This window comes from Slackia equolifaciens (assembly GCF_003725995.1).
GTDB lineage: Bacteria > Actinomycetota > Coriobacteriia > Coriobacteriales > Eggerthellaceae > Slackia > Slackia equolifaciens.
Genome location: NZ_QIBX01000010.1, coordinates 16731 through 37256, shown reverse-complemented (window position 1 = coordinate 37256; position 20526 = coordinate 16731). Strand labels below are relative to the sequence as shown.

Below are 20526 nucleotides of genomic sequence, written 5' to 3'. Positions count from 1 at the left end.
CAAGAAACTTGCAGGTTCTTCTTGCAAAGCTGCGAGTTTCTGGTACCATACATCAAGTTGCGCCCAAAGGGGGCGTAAGAAGAGTGCGATGATACACGCCTGCTGTGCATTCGAACCCGCGAGGGACTTGCTACGGCGGCGTCAAAAGTTATCGCCTTGCGAGTAAACAAGGAGCATTCATGTACGCAATCGTGAAAACTGGCGGCAAGCAGTATAAGGTTGCCCCGGGCGACAAGCTCAACATCGAGAAGCTTGACGCCGAAGTCGGTTCCCAGGTCGAGCTTCAGGCCATCTGCGTCGTTGACAACGGCAAGGTTGACGTGAAGGACGCCGCCAACACCAAGGTCGTCGCTACCGTTCTCGAGCAGTTCAAGGGCGAGAAGCAGCTGGTCTTCAAGTTCAAGAAGCGCAAGAACTACAAGCGTCTGCGCGGTCATCGTCAGAACCTGACCCGCGTTCAGATTCAGAGCGTCGGTTCCGCCAAGATGGCTGAATAACTCAGAAGGTAGGTACAGAAAATGGCTCATAAAAAAGGTCTTGGTTCTACCCGCAACGGCCGCGATTCCCGCGGTCAGCGCCTGGGCGTTAAGAAGTACGGCGGCGAGCATGTGATCGCTGGCAACATCATCGTGCGTCAGCGCGGCACCCACTTCCATCCCGGTGAGAACGTGGGCCGCGGCAAGGACGACACGCTGTTCGCACTGTGCGAGGGCACGGTCGAGTTCACCAAGGGCATGAAGCGCAAGGTGCACGTCCGTCCGCTCGAGGCTGAATAGCCTTGCACAATTGGAGGGGTTGAAAGGGCTCGCCTGTGTGGCGGGCCCTTTCGCATATCTATGCCGTATAATGCGGCGCAACCCATACGTGTGACGCGCGTGGCGCCTTTGGGTAATCCACGCCGCACGCAATCAGTGCAGTATCAATTGATGGCAACCCTGAAAGATTGGACGCGTATGTTCACCGATAAAGTACGTATTTTTGTGAAAGGCGGCGACGGCGGAGCAGGCTGCATGAGCTTCCGGCGCGAGGCCCACGTGCCCAAGGGCGGCCCCGACGGCGGCGATGGCGGCCATGGCGGCAACGTGATCCTTGAGGCCGACGCCTCGGTGTCGTCGCTCATCGACTACCGCTATAAGCACCATTTCAAAGCCACGCGCGGCACGCACGGCAAGGGCAGCCGCATGCATGGGGCCAACGGCGAGGACCTGATCCTCAAGGTTCCCATGGGTACCGTGGTGCGTGAGTATAACGAGGAAAGCCAGGAGACGGGCGAGCTTATCGCCGACCTCACGCGAGACGGCGAGCGCGTGGTGGTGGCCCGCGGCGGCGTGGGCGGCCGCGGCAACATCCATTTCGTCACCTCCACCCGTCGCGCGCCCGCGTTCGCGGAGCTGGGCGAACCCGCGCAGGAATGCTGGATCGAGCTGGAGATGAAGCTCATGGCCGATGCGGCGCTCGTGGGCGTGCCTTCGGCAGGCAAGAGCTCCATGATCGCGCGCATGAGTGCGGCGCGCCCCAAGATCGCCGACTACCCATTCACCACGCTCGTGCCCAATCTGGGCGTAGTTAAAGGCGACGAGTACAACTTCGTCGTGGCCGACGTTCCCGGGCTGATCGAGGGCGCGCATGAGGGCCGCGGCCTGGGACATGAGTTCCTGCGCCATATCGAGCGTACCGCGCTCATCATCCATGTGGTGGATATGACGGGCGGCTACGAGGGGCGCGACCCGGTGGAGGACTACCGCATAATCAACCGCGAGCTGGCGCTCTACGCTCATGAGCTGGCCGTTCGTCCGCGCATCGTGGTTGCGAACAAATGCGATGTGCCCGGAACCGAGGACGCCATCCGCCGCCTCGAGGAGGAGGTGCGCCGCGATGCCATCGCGGCTGCGGGCGGAAACGAGTTCGATGACAGCGTTGAGGAGAATTCGCGCGTGTTCAAGGTGAGCGCGCTCACCGGCATGGGCGTGGACTCCCTCATCCATGCCGTGGCGGATAAGGTGCATGAGCTGCGCGAGGCCGCGCGCGACCGTCAGGCCGCCGAGATCCAGTACGACCAGGTGTGGGAGCATAAGCGCGAGGCGCGCGATAAGGAGTTCCGCGTGCGCAAGCTCTCCGACGGCATCTTTCGCGTGGAGGGCGGCCTGATCGAGCGCATGGTGGTGCAGACCGACTGGGAGAACGAGGAGGCGATCTCGTTCCTTCAGCACCGCTTCAATCGCTTGGGACTGGAGAAGGCCCTGATAAAGGCGGGCGCCGTGGATGGCGACGAGGTTCGCATCGTGGGCCGCGCGTTTGATTTCGAGTCGTCTGCCGGCCATGACGACATCTATAAGGAGCTGGATATCTAATGAGCGACGCCGCAACGCGCAACGGACGCCGCCTCGCCGTGGTCAAGCTCGGTTCATCCACGCTGACCGACGGCGAGGGCCGCGTGGACCGCGCCTATCTGGCCGATCTGGCCTACCAGGTGAACCGCGCCCGCAAGGCGGGGTGGGACGTGATCATCGTGAGCTCGGGGTCGATACCGTGCGGCCTGGAGGCGCTGGGCATGCCGCTTGAGCGCCCCAAGCACATGCCTACCGTTCAGGCGGCGGCGTCCGTGGGGATGCGTGCGCTTCTTGCGGCTTACGACCAGGTATTTTCTCCCTACGGCATCCTGACGTCGCTCGTGCTGCTCACCCGGCGCGACACCGCCGACCGCACCGCCTACCTGCATGCGCGCGACACGTTCCATCGCCTGGTGGAGCTGGGATGCGTGCCCATCGTGAACGAGAACGATACCGTGTCGGTGGAGCAGATCAAATTCGGCGATAACGATACGTTGGCGGCGCTGGTGGCGTGTCTGGCCGATGCGGACCGCGTGGTAATCCTGAGCGATATCGAAGGGCTGTTCACGGCCAATCCCCAGACGCACCCCGATGCGACGCTCATCAAGCGCGTCGATCGCATCACGCCCGCCATCATGGAGGGAGCCACCGGTGCGGGGAGCGCCGTGGGAAGCGGCGGCATGATCACCAAGCTCACGAGCGCCCGCGTGCTGGGGGCGGCGGGCATTCCGCTCGTCATTTGCCACGGTAGGGCCGAAAGCGCCGTGCTCCACGCCCTTGACGACGAGCCTATCGGAACGCTGTTCACCGCCAAGGAGCGCCGGCACAAGATCACTCCGCGCAAGCTGTGGATCGCGTTGGGAGACGCGGTGCGCGGGCGCATCACGGTGGATGACGGGGCGGCGGAGGCTATCACGCTGCGCGGCAAATCGCTTCTGTTCGTGGGGATAAGCCGTTTCGAGGGAGAGTTCGTTGCGGGCGGCGTGGTGGATGTGCTGGACGAATCGGGCTATGTGATCGCCCGTGGCCTTGCCCGCTGCGACGCGAGGGATATGCGCACGGGCGAGGACATCGCCATCCATCGCGACGAGCTCATCGTGTTCGAGTAGGCGATGCTTTCCGCCGGAGGCGAAGCCGTCTTGGGGCTTGGGAACGTGCGGGCGGTCGTCTCGCCGACAATCCCGTCACCTCGACGATGATGTTTTCTCTTGGAGGCTGCATGAGCGTCAAAATGGCGGGGTATAGCATACGAGGTTTTCAACGATTGGATTCGTCGAGGCGTGCGTTGGCTTTGCGTCCGTTTCCGATGCGCTTAGCGGGTTCTCCAGAAGAGATGAGGGTTGATATGGGCATGCAGGAAGATGTTCGAAATCTGGCGTTGCGGGCGAAGAAGGCCTCGCGCAAGCTGACGGGTATGGGCGAGGACGCTCTGCGTGAGGCGGTTTGCGCCATGGCAGCCGCGCTGGAGAAGCGCAGCGCCGAGATTCTTGCGGCGAATGCGCTCGATATGAGGGCGGGGGAGTCGTCCGGCATGTCGGCCGGCCTGCTCGACCGTCTGCGTTTGGACGAGGGCCGCGTGAAAGGGATGGCGGACGGCTTGAGGGCGCAGGCGGCTACGCCGGATATCTTCGGGCCCGATCAGACCGATGTCCGCACTATCGGCAATGCGACCATCCCCGGTCTCGAGGGCGTGCTGCGCATCGCCCGCACGCCGGTCCCGCTAGGCGTGGTGGCCATGGTGTACGAAGCGCGACCCAACGTGACGGCCGATGCCGCGGGCGCGTGCTTGCGCTCGGGGAATGCGTGCGTGCTGCGCGGCGGATCGCAGGCCATCAATTCCAATCGCGCCATTGCGACCATCTTGCGCGACGCGCTTGAGGCGATGGGGCTTCCTGCCGATTGCGTTTGCCTGCTCGATTCCACCGATCGCGCCGCGACCGACGAGCTCATGCGTCTGCGCGGCATCGTGGACGTGCTCGTGCCGCGCGGCGGTGCGGGGCTTATTCGCCACTGCGTGGAAACCTCGCTCGTGCCGGTCATCGAGACGGGCACGGGCAACTGCCATATCTACGTGAACGAGTCCGCCGAATTCTATATGGCGCGCCGCATCGTGATGAACGCCAAGACTCAGCGCGTGGGCGTGTGCAACGCCGCCGAAACGCTGCTGGTGGATGAGGCCATCGCGAAGGATTTCCTGCCGCGCATGCTTTCCGAGCTCGCGGCTGCCGGCGTGACCATCCATGGAGATGCGACGGCGCGCGCGTGTGCTGCGGCGGCGGATGCCGAGGGAGTTTCAGGCGAAGCGCCCGTTCTTGCGCATTTCGTGGATGCGACCGAGGAGGATTGGGCGACGGAATACCTGTCCATGGATATCGCGGTGCACGTTGTAAGCGGCGTGGATGAAGCCATCGAGCACGTCAATTCTTACGGAACCGGGCATTCCGAGTGCATTGTGACCTCGCCCGATTACGCCGAGTGCGCAAGCGACGGCACTCCTGCCGCGCGCTTTTTGGACGAGGTGGATGCTGCAGCTGTTTACGTGAACGCCTCCACGCGCTTCACCGACGGCGGTTGCTTCGGCCTGGGTGCCGAAATCGGCATCTCCACCCAGAAGCTGCATGTGCGCGGCCCGTTTGCGGCAGAGAGCCTCATCACTCATAAGTATCAGGTCACGGGCCAGGGGCAGGTGCGTCCGTAACGTGGGGCTTGAGGGAAACAGGCAAGCTTGCGCGCCCGTTGTGTGCGAACGCTTCGACGACTTGGGCATGGCGGATCCCGAACGCGCGTACCGCCTGGGAATCATGGGCGGCACCTTCGACCCCATCCATATCGGGCATCTCGCTTGCGCAGAGCAGGCTCGTGAGGCGTGCCGCCTCGACGGCGTGGTGTTCATGCCCGCCGGCGATCCATGGATGAAGCACGGGCGCAGGCTCGCCTCGGCAGAGGACCGTTTCGCCATGGTGAGCCTTGCTGTGCAGGATAACCCGCGCTTCGATGCCAGCCGTCTCGAAGTGGATCGCGCCGGTGAAACCTACACCGTCGACACGCTCCGTGCGCTGCGGCGCCATTATCCCGCCAATGTGGAGCTGTACTTCCTTTCGGGGGCCGATGCGATACTTCGCATCTCTGAATGGCACGATGCCACGGAGGTGGCGGAGCTCGCCCATCTGATAGCGGTGACGCGGCCGGGGTACAGAATCGACGAGGCGCGCGAGCGGTATGCGCGCGCTTTCGGGGCCGGCCTGCGCGTCGATCAGCTGGAGGTGACGGCGCTCTCGGTTTCTTCCACTGATTTGAGGGAGAAAGTGCGCATGGGCGAATCCATCCGCTATCTGGTGCCCCAGGTTGTGGCAGACTATATCGAAGAGCATGGGCTGTACCGCTAGGCGGCGTTCTCGCCTCGCAAGACGCGATGCGCGGTCGGCGGCCGATGGCGCATTGCTGAAATGTGCAATGCGTCCGACATGCTTCACGCGCGTTCCCGTTGCGCGCGATAGGGCCGCGATGCCGCTCGTACGGCCGGCATGCGGCGATTTTGAAATGAGCGTCGGGCGGTTGACGCGCTCGAGGCGATGGCAGATGCGCGGCGTGCGCGCCGCTTGACAAGGAGATGATCGCGTTGGTAGACGCCGACAGGTTCGAAGAGATGAGGCAGCGCTTGCAGGCGCGCGTGAAGCCTTCCCGCTATGCGCATTCCATGGGGGTGTCGCAGGCGGCGGAGCAGCTGGCGCGCATCTATGGCGTGAACGAGAACGATGCCGCGGTTGCGGGCCTTCTGCACGATTGGGACAAGGCGCTCTCGTTCAAGCAGCTGCGCAAGCTCGCCAAAAAGCACACGAAGGTGCCCAAGGCGGTTCGCAAGAATATCCCCGGCGTGCTGCACGCCTATACCGCGCCGTATTCCCTGAAAAAGGAGTTCCCCGAGCTGACTGATGGGGTGCTCCAGGCTATCGAGCGTCATACGTGCGCCGCTCCTGAGATGGCCGATTTGGATATGGTCGTCTTTATCGCGGACATCATCGAACCGGGGCGCACGTTCGGCGACGTGGCGCCTTTGCGAGAGGCCGTGGGCGAGGTGAGCCTGGAAGAGCTCTTCTATATGACCTATAAGGCTACGATGATCTATCTGCTCGAAGACGACAAGGCCATTCACCCCGATTCGCTCATCACGTGGAACGCATGGGTGGCGAAGCGCGAGGCGTCCGAGGGCGGCTGTTTCGGTAGCGTTTCCGCTGGCGATGCCAGTGAAGCGTCCGAGGCGGTTGGCCGACGGGCCCTTACCGCCGACGCTGCGCCCTCCGCTGCGGCGCCTGATGGGGCAGCTGGGGCGACGGCTCACGAAGCGGCGGCGCCCGAGGCGGTTTCTAGCCCTAAGGCAGATGGCTCTTCTGCAGACGCCTCCGAGGCGGCTTGTGTGCGCAACGTGCGTCCGAACGGCGCGCGCATCATCACTATCGAATAACGGCTCGTCCTGCGCGAGCCGCAATGGATTTCAGCCTCTCGTGCCAGCGGAGCGGCGCTGCGTTTGCGCGGGGGCATGAACGTGAAAGGATTTTCAACCACATGGCAAAAGACAAGGGTCTTTCCTCCTCCGAAAAGGCGCTCATCGCGGCGCGTGCGGCCGATTCCAAAAAGGCGGTCGACATCATCATCCAAGATGTGCGCGAGCTGGTGAGCGTCACCGATTTCTTCGTGATCGTGACGGCGCAGAACAATCGTCAGATCGAAGCCGTGATCGACGAGATCGAGGAGCAGGAAATCAAACAGGCGGGTGTAAAGCCTATCGGTATCGAGGGTGCGCAGGAGGGCTTCTGGGCGCTTTTGGACTACGGCGATTTCGTGGTGCACGTGTTCCAGCCCGAGGGCCGCGATTACTATCGCCTCGAAGAGGTGTGGAACGACGCGCCCACATTGCCGTTCGAGCCCGAGGGGGATGCGTCCCAGGAAGGCTAGGCGCGCATTCGCGGTGGCTATTCGCCATCGGCCGTTGGACTCCTCCGATGGCTGGGCTACAAGAGATTTCCCTGTTTGAGGGACAGAAGATGCCGGTTTTCGCATATCTGAGGCCGGCATCCTGCGTATGAAGGGGAGGACCCATTCTATGATTAGCGTGGAAACCGCATCGAAAGCATCCGTCGTCCAAGGCGAGGGTGCGGTGAAAGACGTGGAGAGCGGCCGTCTACATTCCGGCGTGTGCGACGCCGAGCCGCCCGAGCCGCTTGATGCAGCCAGGTGCATGAGGGGAGGCATGCCGTTTGGCATCCTTACTGCCACCTGGGGCGAGACGGTTCCGTTTTTGCGCCATATGAAGGTGGAGCGAGAGGTGAGGCGCGGCCCGCGATCGTTCTTCGAGGGCGAACTCGCGGGATGCGATGTCGTGGTTGCGTGTGCGGGCGTTGGCAAGGTGAATGCTGCCATGGCCACCCAGCAGCTTATCGACAGCTACCGAGTGTGGGGCGTGGCCAACGCGGGCGCCGCGGGCGCCGCCGATGCCTCCCTTGAGCTGTTTGACGTGGTGGTGTCTGAAACCTGCGTGCATCACGACGTGCCCGGGTTCGTGCTCCCCGATTCCTATCCGTACTACGACGGCGAGGAGTTCGCCTCCGATAAGGTGCTGCTTAAGGCGGCAAAAAAAGCATCCGCTGAATGGAGCAAGCCATTTGTGTTCGGGCGCACCGCCACGGGCGAGTGCTTCGTGGACGACTCGAATCGCGATGGCATCGTGGCGCGCTGCAACCCGCTTTCCGTGGATATGGAGACGGCGGCGATGGCACAGACGTGCACAGCAAACGGGATCCCTTTCATAGCGGTGCGCTGCATCACCGATACGCCGGCGCTTTCGGGCTTCGATTCGTATGCCCAAAACGCCGATGAGGCGTCCGAATATGCTTGCCAGGCAACGCAGCTCATGCTGCGCGTGCTCGCAGGCGGAGAATAGGGGAGCGGGCATGTCGAGGCTCGCCGCGACACATGCGTTGGACAAGGCGCCGGAGGAGGATTCTTCCGGCGCTTTTCTGCGCATTGATACGTTCGCATTTGAGAAGTCTATCGACGAGGTGGATTTTTCGTCCGAAGGGTCGCCCTGTCAGGCGGGCGAGCTTTCGTTCGAGGAATCTATCGACCAGGCTGACCGCCTCGTGTTTGAGCCCGCTCCTGCCGCTTCCCGCATCAACGAGGTGCTCCTGTGCGGCGATGATTGCGTGAGATGCGGCGCATGCTTCGGCGATGCCGGGGATGCGTGCGCGTTCGAGGGCGCATCGGTTGCGGGGCCGTGCCCCGATATGTCTGAGGGCTCGTTTGACAAGAAGAGGGAGTTCGGCGAAGCGTCTTGCGGGTCAGGGGTTTCCCGGGGCGGGCATGTTTCATGCGGCACTATGCTTGACGAGGAAAGCCTTGCTGCGGAGGTTGCGGAGATATTCGAGCGTCGGGGCTTTCCCGCCTATGCCGCACGTTTCGCCGCGCAAGCTGCCGTAGAGGCGGCTTGCGAAATGTGGCATCCCTGCCGCACCGACGGCGGCGCGGCAGATGAATAGAGGCCAGACGTGTGGCCCGCAAGAGGCCGAAGCAGACTTCTTGCTTGTCCTCAGGGGCAGCATTGTCAAGCATGTGCATGGCGTAAACATTCTTGGTTTTGAGTTTTCCGCCGCCAAACGGTCAAGCGCATAAGAGGCGGCGGGGATAGGGGGGATTGTATGTCCGATTGCTCGATTCGTCCTCTTGCGGCAGGCGATCTGGATGATGTGATAGGCATTTGGCTCGAGGGGAACAAGCAGGCGCACCCGTTCGTGGACGCTTCGTATTGGGAGGGCAATGCTGCCGCTGTGCGGGAGGCGTTGCCGCAGGCGGATGTGTTCGTGTGCGAGCGTGCGGGCGAGGTCCTCGGATTCATCGGGCTTTCCGGCCACCATATAGAAGGGCTGTTCGTGCGCGATTCAGCGCGCTCGCAGGGCGTGGGCACCCGCTTGCTTGACCTGGCGAAATCGAGGCAAGACCGTCTCATGCTGTGCGTGTACGCGCAAAACGAGCGTGCGGCGAGGTTGTATCTTCGTGAAGGATTTGCCGTTGTGCAAACGCGAATCGACGAAGCGACGGGCCATGAGGAATATCTGATGGAGTGGGAAGCGTAGAAATATGGTGCCCCCAGCGGGATTCCCGCGTCCGCTTGGGCGGACGCTCCGCCCCTCGGGCCTATGCCCTCGGGCGAACCGCTAAAAATTGCCCACTGGGCAGTTTTCTAAACGCGGTTCCACCTCATCGGTTCGAATCCCGCTGGGCGCGGGATCGACTGTCATGAAGTATGGTGCCCCCAGCGGGATTCGAACCCACAACCATCGGATTAGAAGTCCGGTGCTCTATCCATTGAGCCATGGGGGCACAGCGCGGTTCATTATAGCGAAGGATCGGTGCGCTGTCCTTGCGAACCGACATATTTGAAAATTTCAAAAATCCCCTCTTGCGCAACAGGGAGAAGCATCCTATACTATCTCCTCGCGCATCACGGTGGGTGTGGCCTAGTTGGTTAGGGCGCCAGATTGTGGCTCTGGAGGTCGTCGGTTCGAATCCGATCACCCACCCCAGCGCGAAAAACTTTTCGAAATTAGCACTTGCAAATCTCGAAGAGGTTGGTATAATAGCCAAGCGCTTTTTCGGAAAGCACCTTTACATAGTTTTTCTTGGACCGTTAGCTTAGTTGGTAGAGCAGGGGACTCTTAATCCCAAGGTCCGGGGTTCGAGTCCCCGACGGTCCACCATGAAACTTTCGGTCAGGTTTGTCCTGGCCTTTTTTATTACCGGATATGTCATTCGGGCGAAACCGACTATCGCGGAAGCGCAACCCGGGGGAGGGGGCGGCCGCCCGTCGAAAGGGTTCGATATGAGTGAAACGATGCGTTACATTGGTAAACGCGCTCTGGTGACGGGCGTGAGCCTCGAGCCGGGTCAGATTTATACAATTGATCCCCTGGAGCGCAAATTCGGTCGCGACGGCTTTTGGGTCGAGGTCAGCGATGGTCAGGGTAAGTGCCGTTGCCCCTACGAAAGCAGCGAATCGTTTCTTCAAAACTGGGAAGTAATCAAACCGGGCGCATAGCGCCCTTTTTTGTTATAAGGTCAATTCGGGCGGGTTGTCGGTATAATCACGTGACGTATCGGACATTGTGCGGTAACTATGCGGCGAAGAGGAGCGTGTGTGCAGAATCTTGGGAAGGTGCTTGTCATTGCCAATCCGGCGGCAAGAAACGGCGAAGGTAAGCGTGCGGCTGAGTACGTGCGCTCTGCTTCAGCCACGCTTTCCTCTGAGGCCTTCGATTTCCGTATGACGGAATCGCCCGGGCAGGCCACCCGCGATGCCGCTGGAGCGCGTGGATACGACACGGTGCTCGTCTTGGGCGGCGACGGCGTGATTCACGAGGCGGTGGGCGGCCTCATGCAGCTACCGCGCGAAGAGCGCCCTACGCTAGGCGTCATACCTTGCGGCAACGGCAACGATTATGCCCGCACGCTCGGCATGGGGCTCGATTGGCGCGATGCGCTCTCGAGGCTGGTGTTCGCCGAGGCTCGTCCGGTCGATGTGGGGCTATGCAACGGCGAGCCTTTCGTGCAAACGCTTTCTTTTGGACTCGATGCCGCTATCGCGCTGGGCACGCACGAGCGCCGTCGGCGCACGGGTACGCGCGGAACGCTCCTGTTTGTCGAAGAGGGCGTTTCGCAGCTTGCGCGCAACCGTACGGCATACGATTACGTCTGTTCGTTCGACGGCGGCGCTTCGCAGGAGGGGAGTATGCTGTTGTTCGCCGTGCAGGTGGGGCCAACCTACGGCGGCGGCTTCAGGATCTGCCCCGATGCCGATCCTGCCGATGGTCGTTTCGACGTGTGCATCGCCCGCCCGCCCATGGGGTTTCTCAGAACGGCGCTCATGCTCCTAAGCTCCAAAGAGGGAGGCCATCTGCGCCTTGCCAAGCGTTCGCTCGTTCTGGCCCGCCCGCAGCGCCTGCACCTTGAATTCGATTGTCCTCCTCCTGTGCAGATCGACGGCGAGCTCATCGAGGGCTCCACGTTCGACATCCGCACCGACCCCCAAGCCTTGACCGTTCTCTTCGCTCGTGAAAGGGCCCGTCTATGACCCTTCTGTATTTCTGCCTCGTCCTTGCCGCAGCCGTGCTTGCATCGGCCGTGTTCGACCAACTCGTACGCGGCGTTTCCATGCCGCTCATCCAAATCGCCATCGGGGCCGTGCTCGCGCTGTGCGGCGTGACCGTCGCCGGTTTCGAGGTCGATTCAGAGCTGTTCCTCGTGCTGTTTATCGCCCCCTTGCTCTACCAGGAGGCCCGCTCGGTGGACAAGGTTGCGTTGTGGTCCAACCGCATCATGATACTGTCGCTCGCCATCGGACTGGTGATTGTGACCATTCTGGTGGTGGGATTCCTTCTCAACGCCATCCAGCCGTCCATCCCGCTTGCTGCAGCCTTTGCGCTGGGCGCCGCGCTCGGCCCCACCGATGCGGTTGCCGTGGCGGCGTTGGGGCAGAGCGCCGGCTTGAACAAACGACAAGAGATTCTCCTCTCCGGCGAATCGCTCATCAACGACGCATCGGGTGTCGTGTCGTTCCAATTCGCGGTTGCCGCGCTTACCACGGGCGCGTTCTCGCTTGTGGACGCTTCGGCGTCGTTTGCCGTGAGCTTCTTCGGCGGCATCCTTTTGGGGCTTGCGCTTGCGGCAGTGCTCTCGTTCGCCGTCGCGCGCGTGCGCGATCTAGGGCTGGAAGACACCACGTTCCATGTGCTCGTAGACGTAATCACGCCCTTCTTTATCTTCCTGGTTGCCGAGGCGGTCCATGTGTCCGGCATCCTGGCCGTAGTGGCCGCCGGGCTCATCATGTCGTTTTTCAACCACCGGATCGGTCCCGATGTCGCCCGCATGGAAATCGTCTCATCCAGCGTATGGCAGGTAGTCACCTTCGTGCTCAACGGCATCGTGTTCGTGCTGCTGGGCATGCAGCTGCCCTTCGCGATGAGCGACAGCTGGGCCGATCGCTCCATCGGCAATCTCGAGCTCGTGGGGCTGGTGCTCGCCATCAGCGCGGCCTCGATCATCATGCGCACGATATGGTTCCAGGGCATCAATTTCGTCGGCCGGAAACAGCGTGCCCGCGAGGAGCAAAAGAACAGCGGCGGCACGCCTGAACAGGTGCGCGCTGTGCTCAAATCCGTGAAGTTCGTGACCGGTGAATCGTTGCGCGAGGCGTTCGCGCTGGCGCTGGCGGGGCCCAAGGGCGCCATCTCGCTTTCCATTATGTTCACGCTTCCGTACATGGTGGGCGGGGAATATTTCCACGAACGCGATCTGCTGATATTCCTTGCCTGCGGCGTCATCGTGCTCACGTTGCTGCTTGCTAACTTCGCTCTGCCGCTGCTTCTTCCCAAGCGGGAGGAGGAAGGCTTCGAGACCGACACCCAGGCCGTGATCGACGTGCTGCGCGCCGTGATCGAGGACCTTTCGGCGCGCCAAACCAAGGAGAACCGCCGTGCCACGCAGGTGGTCATGAAGCAGTATTCCGATCGCATCGCCCGCATCAAGTCAGGCCTTGACGACGAGCCGGACGAGGACGATGCCGAGATGCGCAGGCTGGTGCTCAAATGGGAGCGCGATTTCGTGCAGCACGCGATCGACGCCGAAGAGGTGTCGCCTATGACGGGGTATCGCATGCTCAACCGCCTTGCCGAGACCGAGGCCCTCATGAACCACAACCGCGATATCAAATGGCTCCTCGGCGTTGCGCGCCGCCGCATTTCCATGGAGGTCCACTCCATCAAGCGTTTCCTGGTGGACAAGGTGCCCATGATGAGCGCATCGGACGAGGAGCGCGAAATGCGCGAGCTGCAGGCGAAAAGCCTGGAGAGCGTCATGTCCAAGCTGCGCGAGCTGCTCAACGACCCGGCGTATCGCACCGAGGACGTAAGCGCGCTCATGGTGGAGGTCCAGCGTGATCTGCGCCGCTGCAAGCGCATCGGCCGCGACATAGGCACGGTCGCGCGCGTGGAGGACCGCGCCACCGAGGTGAGGCGGTTGGGCTACGCTCTTGAGCTTGAGCACATCCAGCGCATGTATGAAAGCCGGCGCATCAGCCGCGCGATGGCCAAATACATGAGAGAGAACGTGGCGCTCATGCAGCTCGATCTTGAGGACAAGGTGTAGGCAATCTCGTGTTCTCGCAGATGCCGTCTGTTTCCCGGGCTTTGTTTTTGCTATCATGTACCGTTGCGTGTCCAAGGTGGCTCGCGAAATATGTTGATATGCGGGCGTGGCGGAATTGGCAGACGCGCCAGATTTAGGTTCTGGTGGGTAACCCCCGTGAAGGTTCAAGTCCTTTCGCCCGCACCAACATCGCCGCTTACGCGCGGCCTGTTTTCGGTAATCTGCCGGTCGCGACTGCGGCGGGCTGAAGAAGAATGATGGAGGATACAGTTGAAAACGAACGTAGAGGTTCTCGAGTCCGGTGCCACCAAGCTCACGGTGACCATCGAGGCCGCGGACATCGACCGCCGCATCAAGAAGACGTACAAGGACTTCGGCACGAAGTACAAGTTCCCGGGCTTCCGCCCCGGCCATGTGCCCCGTCCTGTCATCGATAGCCACCTGGGCAAGGACGCCGTGCGTCAGCAGGTGACCGAGGAGATGCTCAACGAGTCGTTCCCTCTGGCCATCGACGAGTGCGACCTCAATCCCATTTCGCAGGCGAAGTTCAGCGACGTCGACGGCTTCGTGGAGGAGGGCAAGGATTTCACCTTCTCCGCCGAGTTCGAGGTCAAGCCTGAGCTGGAGCTTTCCGATTACTCGCCCGTGCATGTGGAGATTCCCTTCAAGACCGCTTCCGAGGCCGAGATCGACGAGCAGGTCGCCGCGCTTGCCGACTACTACCATGACTTCAAGAACGCTCCGGCCAACACCAAGGTCAAGCCGGATAGCACCATCGACATCACCCTGTCCGCAAAGGACGATCAGGGCGAGGAGATTTCGGTTCTCGCCGCCGAGGAGCGCATCTACGAGCTCGGTCGCGGCCTGTTCCCTGCCGCCCTCGATGAGGCCCTCGTGGGTCTGAAGAAGGGCGAGAGCACCACGGTGACCGTCGACATCACCGAGAACTCCTCGATGATGACCCAGATGTTCAAGGACAAGACCAAGACCATCACCTTCGATGCCACCGTTGTGGCCGTCAAGAAGAAGATCGTCCCCGAGGTGACCGACGAGTGGGCCAAGGAGAAGCTGGGCGTCGATTCCGTTGAGCAGCTGCGCGAGCGCGTGGCCTCCGAGATCGAGCTCCAGAAGAGCGACGTGATCCCCCGCATCCTGGAGAACAACGCGCTGTACGAGCTTCAGAAGCGCCTTGAGGGCGAAGCCCCCGCATCCATGGTGGACGAGGCCGAGGGCGAGCTTCTGCAGAACTTCTTCACCCAGCTCCAGCGCCAGGGCATGACGCTTGATGTGTACCTGCAGCAGCAGGGCATCACCCCCGACAAGTTCAAGGAGGACATCAAGCTCCAGGCCGCCGATTCCGTCAAGCAGAACCTCGCGCTCGACGCATGGGCTCGCAAGAACGGCATCGTTGTGACCGACGAGGAGGTCGAAGAGGAGTTCAAGACCTCCGGCGCCAAGGAGCCCGAGAAGATGTACGCTGAGTGGAAGGCACAGGGCCGTCTGCACATCGTGCGCGAAGGCATCCTGCGCGGCAAGGCTCTCGAGGCCGTTCTGCGCGACGCCGAGGTGGTCGAGGTCGAGAAGCTGAGCTCCGCCGAGGAAGAGGAGAAGCCCGCCAAGAAGACCTCCAAGAAGAAGGCCGCTAAGAAGGAGGAGGCTCCCGCAGAGGAGGCCGCCGAGGCTCCTGCCGCCGAATAGCGCGCGGTGGAGCCGTTCCTACGCGATATATATGGACGTACGATAGCGTGCGTTCTCTCACGGGCCGCGTGCGCGGCATAGCGTGATACAGTACTCTGGCTCGTTCCCGCCGCACGGGGGCGAGCCAGGGTTGTATTTTCTGAAAGAGGGTATGACATGGATTTTCGTAACGATTACACCATTCCCTACGTCATTGAGCAGTCGCCGCGCGGCGAACGCTCCTATGACATCTATTCCCGTCTGCTCAACGACCGCATCATCTTCTTGGGCAGCGCGATCGATGACAACGTGGCTAATGTGGTAGTGGCGCAGCTGCTCCACCTGGAAAGCGCCGACCCCGATAAGGACATCTCGCTCTATATCAACTCTCCCGGAGGAAGCGTGTCGGCTGGTCTGGCCATCTATGACGCCATCCAGTTCATCCGCTGCGATGTGTCCACCGTATGCATCGGCATGGCCGCTTCCATGGGCTCCGTGCTCACCTGCTGCGGCACGCCGGGCAAGCGCTTCATCACGCCCAACTCGCAAATCATGATTCATCAGCCCATGGGCGGTTCGGGCGAGCACACCCAGCAGACCGATTTCCAGATCCTCGCCGAGGAGATGCGCAAGACGCGCGACCGACTGGAGGGCATCCTGGCCAAGCACACCGGCCAGACCATCGAGACCATCCACCGCGATTCCGAGCGCGACCACTGGATGACCGCCGAAGAGGCCGTCGCGTACGGCCTGGTGGACGAGATCATTACCTCCCGCTCCGTGAGCAAGAAGGAAGCATAAGAAGCCATGCGTAACGACGGCAATTCAACGATCGACCCCAAAGACGCGCGCTGCGTGTTCTGCGGCAAAACGGCCGACCAGGTGGGCGGCATGATTCAAAGCCCCGATGGAGTGTGCATCTGCAGCGAATGCATCGAGGTATGCTCCGATGTGCTCGAGCAGGGCGGCTACATGCAGCCCGGCGAGCTGCGCGGGCGCCATGCGGCTCAAGCCGCCCAGGCCCCCGCGGCGGATGACGTGCCTACGGCCGAGCAGGTGCTGGCCGATCTGCCCACGCCTCATGAGCTCTATGAGCGACTGAGCGAGCACGTGGTGGGGCAGGATGCCGCCAAGCGAGCGCTTTCGGTGGCCGTGTACAACCACTACAAGCGCATCAGCTTGGATGCTGCCGCCGAAGAGGGCGATGTGGAGCTCGCCAAGAGCAATATCATGCTCCTGGGCCCCACTGGCTCCGGCAAGACGCTGCTTGCGCAGACGCTGGCGCGCACCTTGCAGGTGCCTTTCGCCATCGCTGACGCAACCACCTTGACCGAGGCGGGCTATGTGGGCGAGGATGTGGAGAACATCCTGCTTAAGCTGATTACCGCCGCCGACTTTGATATCGAGCGCGCCCAGATCGGTATCATCTACATCGACGAGATCGATAAGATCGCCCGTAAGGCGGAGAATCTCTCCATCACGCGTGACGTGTCGGGCGAGGGCGTACAGCAGGCGTTGCTCAAGATCGTCGAGGGCACCGAGGCTGCCGTGCCTCCGCAGGGCGGGCGCAAGCACCCCCAGCAGGAGCTCATCCACATCGACACTACGAACATCCTGTTCATCTTGGGCGGCGCGTTCGTGGGCCTGGCCGACATCATCGGCCAGCGCGTGGGCAAGACGGGCATCGGCTTCACCAACGACATGCCCGAATCCAAGAAGCACGCCGAGGCCGAGCTCCTGTCAAAGGTTCTGCCCGAGGATCTGAACAAGTTCGGCATGATTCCCGAATTCGTGGGTCGTATCCCGGTCATCTGCTCGCTTGATGAGCTGACCGAGGACGACCTGGTGCATATCCTCACCGACCCGAAGAATGCGCTGGTCAAGCAGTACACGCGCATGTTCGAGTTCGAGGATTCCGAGCTCGTGTTCACCGATGAGGCGCTCCGTGCGATTGCACATGAGGCCGTGGAGCACGGCACCGGCGCCCGCGGACTGCGTTCCATCTGCGAGCGCGTGCTGCAGGATGTGATGTTCGACCTGCCCGAGCATGAGCCGGGCACGCGCGTGGTGTTGCGCGCCACCGACATTACGGGCGAGACGAAGCCGGAGATCGTTCGCCTCAACGACGAGGAGCCCGCGGCTTAGCCTTGGGTCCTTCTTGAAGCGGGTCGCCCATCGCCCGCAGGCTGCGACGGCAATATTCGCCGGGTCCTGCGAGCGTGGGCGACTCATTTGGTTCAACGGGCCTTTCGTAGTTCTTGAAATGCTCTCATATATGGATTGTGCTATCGTGCGCATATCTAAATATGAAGCGGAGGCGCGAGGGAGGGTTCCACGCGCTGTTCCGCACGATGAGCGGTCGGTGGCCTGTTTAGTCCCTGATTTCTGCACCTGAAAGGACGCGTCGGCGGACGCTTGTTGAACGCCTACGTGGTGGGGCGAACGTACTATTGATTTTTTTGAATATGGAACCCTGCCCTCGCGCCTTTGCGGTGGGATAGCGCAAGAAGAAAGGTAAGCCATGGGAGAGCTTTCCAAGAACTATGATGCAGCCGCTATCGAGCAGCAGATGCTCGACAAGTGGATGGCCGGCGAATACTACCGCCGCAACCCCGGCGTAGGCGATTGCACGGTCACCATTCCGCCTCCCAACGTGACCGGCGTGCTGCATATGGGGCACGCGCTTGACGATACCATTCAAGACACGCTCGTGCGTATGAACCGCATGCGTGGCGTGTCTACGCGCTGGATTCTGGGCACTGATCACGCCGGTATCGCCACGCAGACCAAAGTGGATAAGAAACTGGCCGCCGAGGGCATCTCCCGTCGTGAGATTGGCCGCGAGAAGTTCATCGAGGCTTGCTGGGATTGGACGCGTGAGTACGGCGGCACCATCAAAGAGCAGATCAAGCGCATGGGCTGTTCGGTTGATTTTTCCGACGAGCACTTCACCATGGACCCTGATTACGCCAAGGCCGTTCGCAAGGTGTTTTGCGACTGGTACCATGACGGGCTCATCTATCGCGGCAAGCGCATCGTGAACTGGTGCCCCACCTGCGGTACCGCCATCTCCGACGACGAGGCGGAGTACCAGGAGGAGGACGGCCATCTGTGGCATCTGCGCTACCCCCTCACCGAGCCGGTCGACGGCCAGGAGTACATCGTGGTGGCCACCACGCGCCCCGAGACCATGCTGGGCGATACCGGCGTTGCCGTAAGCCCCAAAGATCACGATAAAGATAAGTTCGTGGGCAAAACCGTCATGCTGCCCATCATGGATCGCGAGATCCCCATCTTCAGCGATTTCTACGTGGACGCGGGCTTCGGAAGCGGTTTTGTGAAGGTCACGCCCGCTCACGACCCCAACGACTTCGCGATGGGGGAGCGCCACGGCCTCGAAAAGATCAACATTTTTGACGAGACCGCGCATGTGGTGGAAGGCTACGGCCAGTTCAGCGGCATGAGCCGTGAAGAATGCCGCGAGGCGGTGGTTGCATGGTTCGAGGAGCACGGTCTGCTCGACCACGTGGAGGAGCACAAGCACTCCGTTATGCACTGCTACCGCTGCCCGAGCGCGCTCGAGCCGTGGCTGTCCGAGCAGTGGTTCGTTGCCGTGGACAAGCTCAAAGGCCCCGCCACCGAGGCAGTGACCAGCGGAGCGGTGAAGTTCCATCCCGAGCGCTGGACCCAGACCTATCTCACCTGGATGGAAAACCTCAAGGATTGGTGCATCTCGCGCCAGCTGTGGTGGGGCCATCGCATTCCGGTGTTCTACTGCGACGAGTGCGGCTGGATGGACGCGTGCATGGAGGATGTGCACGAGTGCCCCAAGTGCGGCGGTCACGTGCATCAGGACGAGGACGTGCTCGATACCTGGTTCTCTAGCCAGCTGTGGACGTTTGCCACGCAGGGCTGGCCCGACCATCCCGAGCTGCTCGAGGGGCATCATCCCACTACGGCCCTTGTTACCGCACGCGACATTATCGCGCTGTGGGTGGCCCGCATGGTCATGTCGTCCACGTACTTCCTGGACGAGATTCCGTTCCACGACGTGGTAATCTACGCCACGATCCTGGCCAAAGACGGCAGCCGCATGTCCAAATCCAAGGGCAACGGCGTCGACCCCATGGATCTGATCGCCATGTACGGCGCCGATGCCATGCGCTTCAACCTGCTCACGTTGGTGACCAATAACCAGGACGTTCGCTTCGACGCCGATATCGACCCCAAGACGCATGAACTCATCGGCAGCCCACGCACCGAGGCGGCACGCGCGTTCGTGACCAAGATCTGGAACGCAAGCCGTTTCGTCCTGGGCAATCTGGAAGGGTTCGTGCCCGGCCCTGCGAAGGCGGCGACGCCCGCCGATGCGTGGATTCTGTCGCGTTTGGCGGGCCTCGCCGAGGATGTGACCCGCGGCATCGAGACCTATAAGTTCGGCGAGGTGGCAAGTGCCCTGCACGCGTTCTTCTGGAACGAGTTCTGCGACTGGTATATCGAGTTCTGCAAGGCCAGTCTGCGCGAAGGCGCCGATGCGCAGGTTCGCCTGCAGACGCAGCGCAACCTCGTGTACGTGCTCGACTGCGCGTTGCGCCTGCTGCATCCCGCTATGCCGTTTGTGACCGAGGCCATCTGGGAGCAGCTGCCTCGCGAGAGCGACGAAGCGCCGGCGCTCATGGTGGCCGCGTGGCCCGAGCCCGAAACGCTTGCCTGCTGGAGCGACGAGGCCGCCGAGCGCGCCATCGATATGGTGTGCGGCACCGTTTCGGCTGTGCGCTCAGCCCGCGCCCGCTTTGGCATCTCGCCCAAGCAGGAGCTTGAGGTGGTCGCCAAAGTGCCCGCTTCCAATGCGGAGGCGCTTACTGCGCAGAAGGATCTCATCGAATCCATGGCGCGCGTTAATCTGACCGTAGTGGAGGATTCTCCCACGTTCGTCAAACCCGAGGGCAGTGCGGCTGCGTTGGTCGAGGGCTGCGAGGTGTATTGCGTGCTCGCCGGACTGGTCGATTTCGATGCCGAGCGTGCGCGCCTGACCAAGGAGCGCGATAAGCTCGAGGCTGACCTCGCCAAGACCGAGAAGAAGCTGTCGAACGAGGGCTTCATCTCTAAGGCAAAACCCGAGGCGGTCGCCAAGGAGAAGGCCAAGCGTGACGAGTTTACGGCGAAGCTTGAGCTCATCGCCACGCAGCTCGCCGAGCTGGGCTAAGACCGGCTGGCTGTAGCGCCGTATCAACGGCGAAGCGCTCGATACCTCCAAAGTGAATCGTCCCCGTTCCTCGCGTGCAGGAAACGGGGACGATTTTTTTTAGACAGGCGGCTGCGCCGT

At 61.9% G+C, this 20526-nt stretch carries 18 protein-coding genes and 4 tRNA genes; 21 read left to right on the top strand and 1 reads right to left on the bottom strand.

Annotated features, from left to right (window positions below):
* Positions 1 to 179: 179 nt before the first annotated feature.
* From rplU to DMP06_RS06530, 11 genes are all read left to right on the top strand, one after another.
* Positions 180 to 497: a 50S ribosomal protein L21 gene (rplU, locus tag DMP06_RS06580; RefSeq protein WP_123208950.1), complete on the top strand. Its 318-nt coding sequence runs from the start codon at positions 180 to 182 to the stop codon at positions 495 to 497.
* A gap of 21 nt (positions 498 to 518) precedes the next feature.
* Positions 519 to 776, top strand: a complete 258-nt coding sequence (gene rpmA / locus DMP06_RS06575) for a 50S ribosomal protein L27 (RefSeq protein ID WP_123208949.1) — start codon at positions 519 to 521, stop codon at positions 774 to 776.
* A 177-nt stretch (positions 777 to 953) separates the two neighbouring features.
* Entirely contained in the window at positions 954 to 2351 is a 1398-nt protein-coding gene (gene obgE, locus DMP06_RS06570) for a GTPase ObgE (RefSeq protein ID WP_123208948.1), read from the top strand.
* Positions 2351 to 3439, top strand: coding sequence for a glutamate 5-kinase (gene proB / locus DMP06_RS06565; protein ID WP_123208947.1), 1089 nt, complete (start codon positions 2351 to 2353; stop codon positions 3437 to 3439). Before obgE ends, proB begins: the two co-directional genes overlap by 1 nt.
* Positions 3440 to 3675: 236 nt before the next feature.
* Positions 3676 to 5028: a glutamate-5-semialdehyde dehydrogenase gene (locus tag DMP06_RS06560; RefSeq protein ID WP_245962413.1), complete on the top strand. Its 1353-nt coding sequence runs from the start codon at positions 3676 to 3678 to the stop codon at positions 5026 to 5028.
* Position 5029: 1 nt separating this feature from the next.
* Positions 5030 to 5716: a nicotinate-nucleotide adenylyltransferase gene (gene nadD, locus DMP06_RS06555; protein ID WP_338056808.1), complete on the top strand. Its 687-nt coding sequence runs from the start codon at positions 5030 to 5032 to the stop codon at positions 5714 to 5716.
* A gap of 224 nt (positions 5717 to 5940) precedes the next feature.
* Positions 5941 to 6792, top strand: a complete 852-nt coding sequence (gene yqeK, locus DMP06_RS06550) for a bis(5'-nucleosyl)-tetraphosphatase (symmetrical) YqeK (RefSeq protein WP_245962412.1) — start codon at positions 5941 to 5943, stop codon at positions 6790 to 6792.
* Positions 6793 to 6893: 101 nt separating this feature from the next.
* Complete coding sequence (rsfS, locus tag DMP06_RS06545) at positions 6894 to 7283, top strand: ribosome silencing factor (protein ID WP_123208945.1); 390 nt, start codon at positions 6894 to 6896, stop codon at positions 7281 to 7283.
* A 148-nt stretch (positions 7284 to 7431) separates the two neighbouring features.
* The gene (gene mtnN / locus DMP06_RS06540; protein WP_161957852.1) at positions 7432 to 8268 is read left to right on the top strand and encodes a 5'-methylthioadenosine/S-adenosylhomocysteine nucleosidase; all 837 of its coding nucleotides are present in this window, start codon (positions 7432 to 7434) and stop codon (positions 8266 to 8268) included.
* 10 nt (positions 8269 to 8278) lie between these two features.
* Positions 8279 to 8863 (top strand): hypothetical protein, encoded by a 585-nt coding sequence (locus DMP06_RS06535; protein WP_123208943.1) that lies wholly within the window; start codon positions 8279 to 8281, stop codon positions 8861 to 8863.
* 159 nt (positions 8864 to 9022) lie between these two features.
* Positions 9023 to 9457 carry a GNAT family N-acetyltransferase gene (locus DMP06_RS06530; RefSeq protein ID WP_123208942.1) on the top strand — a complete coding sequence of 145 codons (435 nt, stop codon included), beginning with the start codon at positions 9023 to 9025 and terminating at the stop codon, positions 9455 to 9457.
* Between the two features lie 171 nt (positions 9458 to 9628).
* Here the strand turns inward: DMP06_RS06530 and DMP06_RS06525 are convergent.
* Positions 9629 to 9704 (bottom strand) — tRNA-Arg (locus tag DMP06_RS06525).
* A gap of 126 nt (positions 9705 to 9830) precedes the next feature.
* Here DMP06_RS06525 and DMP06_RS06520 point away from each other — a divergent pair.
* The 10 genes from DMP06_RS06520 (at position 9831) to DMP06_RS06475 (ending at position 20406) form a co-directional block, all read left to right on the top strand.
* A tRNA-His gene (locus DMP06_RS06520) sits at positions 9831 to 9907 on the top strand.
* A gap of 98 nt (positions 9908 to 10005) precedes the next feature.
* Positions 10006 to 10081, top strand: a tRNA-Lys gene (locus DMP06_RS06515).
* A 122-nt stretch (positions 10082 to 10203) separates the two neighbouring features.
* Positions 10204 to 10419 (top strand): hypothetical protein, encoded by a 216-nt coding sequence (locus DMP06_RS06510; RefSeq protein WP_123208941.1) that lies wholly within the window; start codon positions 10204 to 10206, stop codon positions 10417 to 10419.
* A gap of 99 nt (positions 10420 to 10518) precedes the next feature.
* Entirely contained in the window at positions 10519 to 11451 is a 933-nt protein-coding gene (locus tag DMP06_RS06505; protein WP_245962411.1) for a diacylglycerol/lipid kinase family protein, read from the top strand.
* Positions 11448 to 13523: a cation:proton antiporter gene (locus tag DMP06_RS06500; RefSeq protein ID WP_123208939.1), complete on the top strand. Its 2076-nt coding sequence runs from the start codon at positions 11448 to 11450 to the stop codon at positions 13521 to 13523. Before DMP06_RS06505 ends, DMP06_RS06500 begins: the two co-directional genes overlap by 4 nt.
* 100 nt (positions 13524 to 13623) lie before the next feature.
* Positions 13624 to 13709 (top strand) — tRNA-Leu (locus DMP06_RS06495).
* An 84-nt stretch (positions 13710 to 13793) separates the two neighbouring features.
* The gene (tig, locus tag DMP06_RS06490; RefSeq protein ID WP_123208938.1) at positions 13794 to 15221 is read left to right on the top strand and encodes a trigger factor; all 1428 of its coding nucleotides are present in this window, start codon (positions 13794 to 13796) and stop codon (positions 15219 to 15221) included.
* Between the two features lie 156 nt (positions 15222 to 15377).
* Positions 15378 to 16001, top strand: a complete 624-nt coding sequence (locus DMP06_RS06485; RefSeq protein ID WP_123208937.1) for an ATP-dependent Clp protease proteolytic subunit — start codon at positions 15378 to 15380, stop codon at positions 15999 to 16001.
* Between the two features lie 6 nt (positions 16002 to 16007).
* The gene (gene clpX / locus DMP06_RS06480) at positions 16008 to 17345 is read left to right on the top strand and encodes an ATP-dependent Clp protease ATP-binding subunit ClpX (protein ID WP_123208936.1); all 1338 of its coding nucleotides are present in this window, start codon (positions 16008 to 16010) and stop codon (positions 17343 to 17345) included.
* A gap of 376 nt (positions 17346 to 17721) precedes the next feature.
* Positions 17722 to 20406 (top strand): valine--tRNA ligase, encoded by a 2685-nt coding sequence (locus DMP06_RS06475; RefSeq protein ID WP_123208935.1) that lies wholly within the window; start codon positions 17722 to 17724, stop codon positions 20404 to 20406.
* Positions 20407 to 20526: the final 120 nt, after the last annotated feature.

Excerpts from the sequence above, each read along its gene's own strand:
- rplU (WP_123208950.1), top strand. The coding sequence starts at position 180 with ATGTACGCAATCGTGAAAACTGGCGGCAAGCAGTATAAGGTTGCCCCG.
- rpmA (WP_123208949.1), top strand. The coding sequence starts at position 519 with ATGGCTCATAAAAAAGGTCTTGGTTCTACCCGCAACGGCCGCGATTCC.
- obgE (WP_123208948.1), top strand. The coding sequence starts at position 954 with ATGTTCACCGATAAAGTACGTATTTTTGTGAAAGGCGGCGACGGCGGA.
- proB (WP_123208947.1), top strand. The coding sequence starts at position 2,351 with ATGAGCGACGCCGCAACGCGCAACGGACGCCGCCTCGCCGTGGTCAAG.
- DMP06_RS06560 (WP_245962413.1), top strand. The coding sequence starts at position 3,676 with ATGGGCATGCAGGAAGATGTTCGAAATCTGGCGTTGCGGGCGAAGAAG.
- yqeK (WP_245962412.1), top strand. The coding sequence starts at position 5,941 with ATGATCGCGTTGGTAGACGCCGACAGGTTCGAAGAGATGAGGCAGCGC.
- rsfS (WP_123208945.1), top strand. The coding sequence starts at position 6,894 with ATGGCAAAAGACAAGGGTCTTTCCTCCTCCGAAAAGGCGCTCATCGCG.
- mtnN (WP_161957852.1), top strand. The coding sequence starts at position 7,432 with ATGATTAGCGTGGAAACCGCATCGAAAGCATCCGTCGTCCAAGGCGAG.
- DMP06_RS06535 (WP_123208943.1), top strand. The coding sequence starts at position 8,279 with ATGTCGAGGCTCGCCGCGACACATGCGTTGGACAAGGCGCCGGAGGAG.
- DMP06_RS06530 (WP_123208942.1), top strand. The coding sequence starts at position 9,023 with ATGTCCGATTGCTCGATTCGTCCTCTTGCGGCAGGCGATCTGGATGAT.
- DMP06_RS06510 (WP_123208941.1), top strand. The coding sequence starts at position 10,204 with ATGAGTGAAACGATGCGTTACATTGGTAAACGCGCTCTGGTGACGGGC.
- DMP06_RS06500 (WP_123208939.1), top strand. The coding sequence starts at position 11,448 with ATGACCCTTCTGTATTTCTGCCTCGTCCTTGCCGCAGCCGTGCTTGCA.
- DMP06_RS06485 (WP_123208937.1), top strand. The coding sequence starts at position 15,378 with ATGGATTTTCGTAACGATTACACCATTCCCTACGTCATTGAGCAGTCG.
- clpX (WP_123208936.1), top strand. The coding sequence starts at position 16,008 with ATGCGTAACGACGGCAATTCAACGATCGACCCCAAAGACGCGCGCTGC.
- DMP06_RS06475 (WP_123208935.1), top strand. The coding sequence starts at position 17,722 with ATGGGAGAGCTTTCCAAGAACTATGATGCAGCCGCTATCGAGCAGCAG.